10 protein-coding genes and 1 pseudogene are annotated in these 9,009 nt (G+C 48.9%); 5 read left to right on the top strand and 6 right to left on the bottom strand.

Annotated features, from left to right (window positions below):
* Positions 1-163: 163 nt before the first annotated feature.
* The 6 genes and pseudogenes from ACNKIB_RS08190 to ACNKIB_RS08165 all read right to left on the bottom strand — a co-directional run bounded on the left by ACNKIB_RS08190 (position 164) and on the right by ACNKIB_RS08165 (position 6,438).
* Positions 164-877 carry a hypothetical protein gene (locus ACNKIB_RS08190; RefSeq protein WP_417910058.1) on the bottom strand — a complete coding sequence of 238 codons (714 nt, stop codon included), beginning with the start codon at positions 875-877 and terminating at the stop codon, positions 164-166.
* A 54-nt stretch (positions 878-931) separates the two neighbouring features.
* Positions 932-1,282, bottom strand: coding sequence for a hypothetical protein (locus ACNKIB_RS08185; protein WP_417910057.1), 351 nt, complete (start codon positions 1,280-1,282; stop codon positions 932-934).
* Positions 1,283-1,348: 66 nt separating this feature from the next.
* Positions 1,349-1,864, bottom strand: a pseudogene (prfC, locus tag ACNKIB_RS08180) (peptide chain release factor 3); the annotation flags it as partial.
* A 303-nt stretch (positions 1,865-2,167) separates the two neighbouring features.
* Entirely contained in the window at positions 2,168-3,088 is a 921-nt protein-coding gene (locus ACNKIB_RS08175; protein WP_417910056.1) for a hypothetical protein, read from the bottom strand.
* Positions 3,040-4,788: an NB-ARC domain-containing protein gene (locus ACNKIB_RS08170; protein ID WP_417910055.1), complete on the bottom strand. Its 1,749-nt coding sequence runs from the start codon at positions 4,786-4,788 to the stop codon at positions 3,040-3,042. The genes ACNKIB_RS08175 and ACNKIB_RS08170 overlap by 49 nt, the downstream gene beginning before the upstream one ends.
* 63 nt (positions 4,789-4,851) lie before the next feature.
* Positions 4,852-6,438 (bottom strand): peptide chain release factor 3, encoded by a 1,587-nt coding sequence (locus ACNKIB_RS08165; protein ID WP_417910054.1) that lies wholly within the window; start codon positions 6,436-6,438, stop codon positions 4,852-4,854.
* Positions 6,439-6,711: 273 nt separating this feature from the next.
* Here ACNKIB_RS08165 and ACNKIB_RS08160 point away from each other — a divergent pair, with 273 nt between their 5' ends.
* From ACNKIB_RS08160 to ACNKIB_RS08140, 5 genes are all read left to right on the top strand, one after another.
* Entirely contained in the window at positions 6,712-6,927 is a 216-nt protein-coding gene (locus ACNKIB_RS08160) for a hypothetical protein (RefSeq protein WP_417910053.1), read from the top strand.
* 41 nt (positions 6,928-6,968) lie between these two features.
* Positions 6,969-7,577, top strand: a complete 609-nt coding sequence (locus tag ACNKIB_RS08155) for a type I restriction enzyme HsdR N-terminal domain-containing protein (protein WP_417910052.1) — start codon at positions 6,969-6,971, stop codon at positions 7,575-7,577.
* A 48-nt stretch (positions 7,578-7,625) separates the two neighbouring features.
* Positions 7,626-7,913, top strand: a complete 288-nt coding sequence (locus ACNKIB_RS08150) for a type II toxin-antitoxin system HigB family toxin (protein WP_417910051.1) — start codon at positions 7,626-7,628, stop codon at positions 7,911-7,913.
* Complete coding sequence (locus tag ACNKIB_RS08145; protein WP_417910050.1) at positions 7,910-8,317, top strand: helix-turn-helix domain-containing protein; 408 nt, start codon at positions 7,910-7,912, stop codon at positions 8,315-8,317. The genes ACNKIB_RS08150 and ACNKIB_RS08145 overlap by 4 nt, the downstream gene beginning before the upstream one ends.
* 264 nt (positions 8,318-8,581) lie before the next feature.
* Positions 8,582-8,890 (top strand): hypothetical protein, encoded by a 309-nt coding sequence (locus tag ACNKIB_RS08140; protein ID WP_417910049.1) that lies wholly within the window; start codon positions 8,582-8,584, stop codon positions 8,888-8,890.
* Positions 8,891-9,009 lie beyond the last annotated feature (119 nt).

The raw sequence follows: 9,009 nt of genomic DNA, 5'->3' as shown, positions 1-9,009 counted from the left end.
CTTAGACTTTGGCTGTCGTACATGGAAGTCTCCTCTTCTTGAACTTTGAGCGGTTCAGAATAGCGAGACTTCCATATTCTCCCGGAACTGTCAAACTTCGGGAGTCCCCCGGCAGAGCCGGGGGTTTACTTATTTAAATTAAGTCATTGGTACATGCTTGCATTTATTTGCTCCTTTTTGATTTTAATAGTAACTGGCATGATTTGTCCTTCTTGAGCCACGCAAGAAAACCAATAACGATGAAAAGAACTATCACCGTTAGTTTTATAATTGTCCTGAATAACGACATCCCAACAACGGTCAACTTTACTTGGTCTTCAACCGTGCCATTATGTGTCCATAATTTGATCTCAATTTCTCCTGGTTGATTAAGATAGATGCACGTTCCAGGAAGAACTGGAAAGGAAGTTTTTTCAATACTAACGTTATTACGGTAGAATTCAATTATTTTAGGTGTGTTAGGATTCCAGTGTACTTTCAAACATCCTGTACGTACGTTTTCTGCGGGAGATGGAGAACTAATCTTTATTTTTTCCTGTATTGCTATTCCTATTGGGCCATTCAGTGGCGCAATATGCTCGCGAGTCCACCACAGCCAGACAAGAAGACCGCAGGCCATAACACCTATAATCATAACAACGATTAAATAGTTGATGTTGCTGCCGTGAGCTTGTTGGTAAGTTTTTTCTTTCGACGGCGGTGCAGTCCCGGCAGCATAGATGTTGATATTTTCGACAGTGACATTCCCGCTCCCGGAAAAGATATTGCCGCTTCCGGCAATATTCTGGCCAAGATGCGCCGCCTGATTGCTGAGAATCGTCGCCTGATCTTTGGCCGCATTCATCGGCCCGCCGCCGCTTTTGAACTCATCGCCCATGATCTTTTTCCTGCGGATCATTTCTATGAAAAGGGCAGGCACTGGGGCCTGCCCCTACAATATTTTATTCAGCCAGATTAACGCATTCCCCAGCAGCTTGCCAACCGAAACCGCCTGCGGCGCGGTTTCAGCAATTGCTTTCAAGGTGTCTTTCGCGTTGTTCAGCTTGACGGCAATTTTCTCCTTTTCCTGCGGAGTTTCCTTCACCTGAAGCTGCGCCTCCTTGATCTCCTGCCGCACTTTGTCCCTGACCGGCTCCGGCAGATGCTGCGCCTTTTCCCTTGCCTGCTTCAGAAGTTTCAGCAAGTCGTCAATAGGGACTTGGGGATAGTTGTTGTTGATGATTTTGCCATGTCCTTTGACAATGGTCATAGGCCCACCGACGGTTTTGAATTTGTCGCCCATAATTTCCACCAGTTGATTTATGTTGCAGGGGCAGACCTCCGTGTCTACCCTTGTGCGAAGACATCGCTAATTATGCTCCCTCGTCTTATGAAACACAATCTCAGGGAACAGCTCGGCGGTGTGCTTGAGCCGCCATTGGCCATCAGCGAGGAAAGCGAGATGTCCTTCCACGTCAAAGGCCAGATTGCCTTGGCACTTGGCCTCGAACGCCTTCAGCTTCTTCGGGTCTTCGCAGTCTACCCAGCGGGCGAGGTTGTAGTTGATGCCCTCGGAAATCGCCTCCACGCCGTACTCGTCCTTGAGCCGCGCCATCGTCACCTCAAATTGCAGCACGCCCACCGCGCCGAGGATGTAGTCATTGCCAAGCACCGGCCTGAAAACCTGCACCGCGCCTTCCTCAGCCATCTGCACCAAGCCTTTCGCAAGCTGCTTCATCTTGAGCGGGTTCTTCAGGATCACCCGGCGGAAGTGCTCCGGCGCGAAGTTGGGGATGCCGGTGAACTTGAGCGGCTCGCGGTCGGTGAAGGTGTCGCCGATCTTGATCGTGCCGTGGTTGTGAATGCCGATGATGTCGCCGGGATAGACCGGATCCATGTTGGTCTGAATCTTGAAGGTGAAGCCGGAGAAGGCTTCCTCGTCCGGCGCGGCTATCTGGAAGTATATTTTTTGGACTTTCTCATCTCTTTTTCCTATGAGGAAATAGACGGAGAACATTTTCTCATAGGCGGCGGCTATGAGAAAGTAGGAAAAATAGATGAGCAGATATAAAAAATACACTTTCTTGGGCTGCGCCGCTGTGTTTTGCCTGCCGGGTGGTGTGTGATCAAGCCGGGATTGTGGATGCAGGCGTGTGTAGGGGCGTTTAGCGAAACGCCCCTGCGGAATTTATTCTTCAGGATCGTTCTTTTCCCATTCAAGCAATAGGTCGCTATAAAATTTGCGCTGACCTTCATCCTTAGTCGTTTCTAATATATGAATGACAGCGTTTTTCGCCTCTTTTCCAAGAAAATGGATGCAAATCATCTTAACCGCGCTGTTGTCAGTCTCTTTCAGTAAATTTCGCGCATCTTCCCTTAGCTCGTCTCCAAATAAAAACAAGCATATTTCTATGATATTGTGATTGTAGTCTTTTTTGAAAAATTTTCTTGCGTATTCAATGCCATCTTTTTCAAGTATTTTTAAGCATATATATGTAATATCTCTGTCTATATTTTTTCCTAACAATTCTTTTGCCACTTCGCTTGCCTCCTTTTCAAGGATTTCCAAACATAGAATTATCACCTTTTTATTTTTATCATTAAACATATCGCCTCTATTTATCATTTCTTTCAACACAATCAGCACGTCGCATTTTTCTGCGCCATTACCAAGCAATTCTAAACATTCTTTCAATACGGATATATCTTTATTTATTCTCAGCAGTCTCGGCGCGATGTCATGTAATTTATAATCAATAAATTTTAAGGCTATTTTTAAATCCGCCATATCAAGTAAAGGTTGATTGCGAATTAAATCGTCAGCGATTCTGGCAGCATAAACAGTATCGTTAGCTTCTCTGGCATGATAGTCCCAAGTCATATAGAAATGTGTATATCCTTTCTTGGTAAAGAAATAACTTTTTTCGATATAAATATAAGGAATCGTATGCCATCCGCCCGGATACTTCGCCTTATATGCCTCCAGCAATTGCTTGTGCAACTTGGCAACATCTCCATCAGACTGCAACAAGAGGTAATCCCGGAGCAGGTCGTGCAGTGTTAGTAACTTATCTTTATCACGAATAAGGAGCGATCTTTCCACCAGCAAACAGCCCCTGATGGCTCGTAATCACCATTGCCGCAGTGATTCCAATAGATATCAATCACATCTTCCGGTACTTTTTCATCTTCGTGAAAGATGATCAGGGTTTTGTAATACGCCTGCACTTCCGGCGGCAAGTCCTCCACACTGACCTGCAAGACCTTGAACAGATTTTTATACTCGTAGTCAAGGGTCAGATCAGCCGGAATCTTGTCCAAACGGGCATTCTGCAATTTCTCCAAAGCTGTCTGCCAGCGTTTGGCAGGCTTATCCTTGACCATGCTGCCGATGGCCGCAAGCGCAAGGGGCAGACGACCGCACTCCTGCACAATGGCTGCGGCCTCTTCAGGCAGATTATTCTCGGCGCAGCCGGAACATACTGCGAAAAACTGCCGCGCCTGCGGTTCAGAGAGCAGCCCCAATTCGCAAGCAACAGCGTTGATCTTCTTGATCACCTCGGCCTTTCTGGTGGTCAGAAGAAGGCGGCAGTGCTTGCTTTTGAGCTTGAAATGATAGAGCTGCCCGCTGTCCCAAATGTCATCGGCAATGAAAAGGCAGCATTTGTCCTCAAGGGCGAGCGTGAGGAGGTTTTCGCCGTTGACGAGGGTGTCCGGCAATTGGCCGGGCGCAATAATTTTGAGGATTTCCGCCTGCTGCTCCAGCAGATAGGCATCGTCAGCATTCTGCCGGAACCGCAGCCAGAAGATGCCGTCGGGAAACGCGGCCCGCACAGCTTCATCATGCGCCAAGGCCGCTGCGAGCACAGACTTGCCGAGGCCGCCCATGCCAAGCACACCAACATACTGCCGCTTGCCGGTGGTGCCAACAGCCTGCGTGTCACCTTGCAATACAGCGGCGCGGAGTTGATCAAGGTATTCGGGCCTGTCGAAATGATTCGGCGGCGGATCGGGAACGCCGAAGAGGGTGCCGAGTTTGGCGGGGGAGATGAGGGAAGCTGTTGTTTCTGGCTGCTTGGCCGTCCCGGCAGCATAAATGGTGACATTTCCGATAGTAATATTCCCGCTCCCGGAAGAGATATTGCCGTTTCCAACAATATTCTGATCAATATCTACAGACTGATTGCTTGCTGCTTTTTCTCGGTCAGTTTTATCCGCGCCGCCGCCACCAGAAGGCGGAAGAGCGGGGAAAATACGCTCAATCAGGGCAGAAAAATTGTCCTTGAGATGATCTTCTTCTTTCAGATGATTCATGTCGCCGATCAAGGAAAGAAGATCATCAATCTTGTTGCTGACCTCTACATATTTCCTGAGTTCCTGATGCGAGACGGTGCCGATATTGGTCATATCAACAGAACCCAACTCTGCTTTCAGCCTTTTTGTCTCTTCTTCCCAAAAACGAATATAAGGCAGCCGGTCAATTGCCTTGTGAAATCTGGTTTCTTTCAGCACAACCGGAATGATACGTTCACAGAATTTTTTGCGGTCGTGATTGTATATTTCCAGCAGTTCATACATGCAGTTGGGCGATTTGATGTACGGTTCACTCAGCACCAGAATGATAGCTCCGCCTGCGGCCAGCTCATCCATATAGGCTCTGATGGGATCACCGTAACCTATTTCTTTTTCATCTCTTTTAACCTCCACTCCAACTGCTGAAAATGCAGCCATTATCTTTTCAACAGTCTTCTTCCTTTTCTCCTTTTTCCAAGAGTAGGAAATATAGACACTTTTCTCTGCTGAGATCATGATAATACCCCTTTTGATATCGCGGTGTTTGCAGGAACGAAAATAATTTCGCTCCTGCGTTGCTCAATTATGCTCCCTCGTCTTATGAAACACAATCTCCGGGAACAGCTCGGCAGTGTGCTTGAGCCGCCACTGGCCGTCGGCGAGGAAGGCGAGATGCCCTTCCGCGTCAAAGGCTAAGTTGCCCTGGCATTTGGCCTCGAACGCCTTCAGCTTCTTCGGGTCATCGCAGCTCACCCAGCGGGCCAGATTGTAATTGATGCCCTCGGAAATCGCCTCCACGCCGTACTCGTCCTTGAGCCGCGCCATCGTCACCTCAAACTGGAGCACGCCCACCGCGCCGAGGATGTAGTCATTGCCAAGCACCGGCCGGAAGACCTGCGCTGCGCCTTCCTCGGCCATCTGCACCAAGCCCTTGGCGAGCTGCTTCATCTTGAGCGGATTCTTCAGGATCACCCGGCGGAAATGCTCTGGCGCGAAGTTGGGAATACCGGTGAACTTGAGCGGCTCGCGGTCGGTGAAGGTGTCGCCGATCTTGATCGTGCCGTGGTTGTGAATGCCGATGATGTCGCCAGGATAGGCTTCGTCAACATGGCTGCGCTCCTGGGCCATGAAGACCGTGGCGTTGCTCAGGCTGATCTCTTTGCCGATGCGGTGGTGCTTGACCTTCATGCCGCGTGTGAACTTGCCAGAGCAAATGCGGAAGAAAGCGATGCGGTCGCGGTGGGCCGGGTCCATGTTGGCCTGAATCTTGAAGGTGAAGCCGGAGAAGGCCTCCTCGTCCGGCGCGACCATGCGCGTGGCAGCTTGGCGCGGGCTGGGTGGTGGTGCTAGCTCAACGAAGTTGTCCAACAGCTCCCGCACGCCAAAGTTGTTGATCGCGCTGCCAAAGAAAACCGGAGTCTGACCCGCCTTCAGATAGTCCTCGTACTCAAAGGCATTAGCCGCGCCTTGCAGCAGCTCCACGTCCGCACGCAGACGGTCGGCATCACGGCCTAACAGCTCATCAAGGCGTGGGTCAGTCAAGCCCTTGACCACAATCCGGTCTTCGGGGCGGGTGTCGCGGCTGGGCGTGAAGAGATTCAGCTCGTTGCGGCGCAGATCGTACACGCCCTTGAAGCCCTTGCCCATGCCGATTGGCCATGAGAGCGGCGCGCATTCAATCTGGAGCTTCTCCTCAATGTCGGCGAGGATGTCGAAGGGATCGAGGCCGTCACGGTCGAGCTTGTTGATGAAGGTGATGATCGGCGTGTTGCGCATCCGGCATACTTCCATTAACTTGCCAGTCTGCGTTTCCACGCCCTTGGCCGAGTCAATCACCATAAGGGCCGAGTCCACGGCAGTGAGGACGCGGTACGTGTCCTCCGAGAAGTCCTGATGGCCAGGCGTGTCAAGGAGGTTGATCTCAAAGTCGCGGTAGTTGAACTTCATCACCGAGGTGGTGACGGAGATGCCGCGCTCCTGCTCAATCGCCATCCAATCGCTGGTGGCGTGACGGGCGGTTTTGCGCGACTTGACTGCGCCGGCCATGTTGATCGCCCCGCCGAAGAGGAGGAGCTTTTCCGTCAAAGTGGTCTTACCTGCGTCCGGGTGACTGATGATGCCGAACGTGCGGCGTTTCTGAATTTCTTCCTGTAATGTGCTGCTCATGAGTGTTGCCTATACCGAGTCGTTCCGGCGGTTGAGGTTGGGTTGAAGAATGTTGCCAAACAGCTTATCAGGAAGGTAGTAGTAGGAAAATGAAAATGTGGCGGCATAAGCAATATGCTCGCAGTCACTCAGATTTTACATTGATATATTTGCCTCCGTCTGGTAGCATCTTCCCGCGTTTTGCGGCGGCATCTTGTCTGTCCTCTGAGCACTCTGATATTTCTTGCAACAGAAAATTCTGTCAGTACTCTGGCTAACGAAAAGGAGAATAATATGAAAACGATATGCGCTAATCTTGAATGCAACCATGTGTACGATAATATTAAGGCAGAGGCGATAGGACGAAAAGCCCGTTGCAAACGGTGCAACACAATCTTTCAGATTGTCGAATATATCGAGCCTGCAAAAGAAGCCCCTTCTGAGCAGCAATCTGCTACGGAACCGAAGAAAAAGGAGAGCGCCGACGTAGGTCATCACAGGAAATTCTGAACGAGCAACTTGACCGCATTACCATCGAAGTTAATAAAATTTTGCCGTTTCTCAACGCTTCATATGAAAGAAAGGATAACGAGAATGACACGCGGAGACTAATAGATTCGATATTGCATATTGTTCTTAAATATGAAATTTCTGACATCAAAACAGAGCAGAAGATAGAAAGCAGGCGGGCTGATTATGTTTTGTCGATCAAAGGCGAGGCGGTCATGGTCATTGAGGCGAAAAAGATCGGCATGGCCTTGAAAGAAAATCATATTTTTCAAGCCGCTGCTTATGGCGCATACGCCGGGATAAAATGGGTGGTACTGACCAATGCCTTAGTCTGGCAGCTTTATCGCATTTCAACCGGCGAAAAAATTCAGCACGATCTGGTGTTCACCATTGATTTGCTGGATGGGCTGGATCGGGAAGAGGCAGAATTGTTTTATCTGATTTCCAAAGAAGGCATATCCCGCAAAAATTTACTGGAGCAACGCTGGGAAAAGATTCGCGCTTTGAGTACAGAAAACATTATTAATGTGCTGTTGGATGAGGAAGTTCTATCGAAGATACGTACCACCTTGATCAAACGAACAGGCTATAAGGAAATAACGAAGGAAGAGTTGAGGACTATCCTTGAGCAGGATATCCTGCAATTATAGACGCAACTTTACTTGCTCGCACAAGTGAGCTTTAAGTAATCTAAGAATATGCACGTAATTTCCCGCAAAGCATTGCTTGAATTCGCGCAGCAACATCCTGATAGCAAGACAGCTTTGGATGCCTGGTTCCGAATTTTTGAGGCAAACGAGTTCGGCAGCTTTGATGCGCTGCGTAGGATATTCCCCAGCGTAGATAAAGTCAGAGAGCTTTACGTGTTCAATATCGGCGGTAATAAATATCGGCTCATTGCAGCTCTTCATTTCAACCGGCAAAAAATTTATGTTCGGCAGGTGCTGACCCATGCCGAATACGACAGAGGAAGGTGGAAAAAATGACAATCGCTATTCAACACCTTGAAGCAGCATGGGGCAGTCTGCACATGCTTATCCCGTTTTTCCCCATTCGCACCCCGCAGCAATACGAGCAAGCGACAGAAACGCTCACTAGCCTTTTAGATATTGTCGGAGATAACGAAAAGCATCCTTTATATGATTTGACCGACATGTTAGGCACCTTGATTCACGCCTATGAGGAAGATCATTTTCCGAAACCAGATGTCTTTGGTAGAGACGTTCTTCGGTTTCTGCTGGAAGAACACCACATGACTGCCGCAGACTTGCCGGAAATTGGCGATGAAAACTATCTTTTTGACGTTCTAGCAGGGAAACAGCTTTTAACGACAGAGCATGTGAAGATGTTGTCTCTCCGTTTTCATGTCAGCCCAGCGACTTTTATCTAAACTTGCCAAGCTCTCCTTGTCCCGCTGGAAAATGGAGAGGAAGTTTGCCAAACAGCTTATCAAGAAGGCCAGGGCAGGCAAATAAAAATGTGCCTGCGGGCCGAGTAAAAGGGCGTTGCGAACCTGCGGAAGCTGTTCGGGAAGATGCGGAAGGAGTTTTTGGACGTGCAAAATCTCTTCGCGAACATCCAAGAGCTGCTCGGCAACATTCAAAAGCTCGTTTAGGACATCCCGGAAGAGTTTTTCTTCATTCCTGAAGAGCTTATGGACATTTTGAACGAGGTTTTGGATGCGCAAAAATCTCCTGGTGGGCATCCGCGAACAGCTTTTAAACGAGTAAAAACTCTACCTGAACATCCAAAAGCTGTTCATGAAGATACAGGAAGAGATTTCGGACGAACAAAAGCTGTTCGGGAACGTCCAAAAGCAGGTTTGGAAGAAGCCGGAAGAGCTTCGGAACGAGCAAAAGCTCCTTCAGCTCGTTCCAAACCTTGGCTTAAAGATAGCCAGCTTACCCTGCAACGGCCTGTTCTAGCTCTGTTGCAACAGCAAGATATAGCCGCAGCGATATAAAATGATCAAGCAATCATTTTCATCCTATGAGTTGAATCTTATGGCCTATTCAGTAGATTTTCGCCGGAAAGTATGGAAATCAAAGAACGTGAAGGTTTGAGTTTTGAGGAGGCGGCAGT

Origin of the sequence: Candidatus Electronema sp. PJ (assembly GCF_048287395.1) — a bacterium.
Lineage (GTDB): Bacteria > Desulfobacterota > Desulfobulbia > Desulfobulbales > Desulfobulbaceae > Electronema.
This window is presented reverse-complemented; position numbering and strand designations above follow the sequence as displayed.

Bases quoted from the DNA above. Each gene is read 5' to 3' on its own strand.
- ACNKIB_RS08170 (WP_417910055.1), bottom strand. From the start codon at position 4,788: ATGATCTCAGCAGAGAAAAGTGTCTATATTTCCTACTCTTGGAAAAAG.
- ACNKIB_RS08150 (WP_417910051.1), top strand. From the start codon at position 7,626: ATGCACGTAATTTCCCGCAAAGCATTGCTTGAATTCGCGCAGCAACAT.
- ACNKIB_RS08140 (WP_417910049.1), top strand. From the start codon at position 8,582: ATGGACATTTTGAACGAGGTTTTGGATGCGCAAAAATCTCCTGGTGGG.
- ACNKIB_RS08185 (WP_417910057.1), bottom strand. From the start codon at position 1,282: ATGGGCGACAAATTCAAAACCGTCGGTGGGCCTATGACCATTGTCAAA.
- ACNKIB_RS08160 (WP_417910053.1), top strand. From the start codon at position 6,712: ATGAAAACGATATGCGCTAATCTTGAATGCAACCATGTGTACGATAAT.
- ACNKIB_RS08145 (WP_417910050.1), top strand. From the start codon at position 7,910: ATGACAATCGCTATTCAACACCTTGAAGCAGCATGGGGCAGTCTGCAC.
- ACNKIB_RS08165 (WP_417910054.1), bottom strand. From the start codon at position 6,438: ATGAGCAGCACATTACAGGAAGAAATTCAGAAACGCCGCACGTTCGGC.
- ACNKIB_RS08190 (WP_417910058.1), bottom strand. From the start codon at position 877: ATGGGCGATGAGTTCAAAAGCGGCGGCGGGCCGATGAATGCGGCCAAA.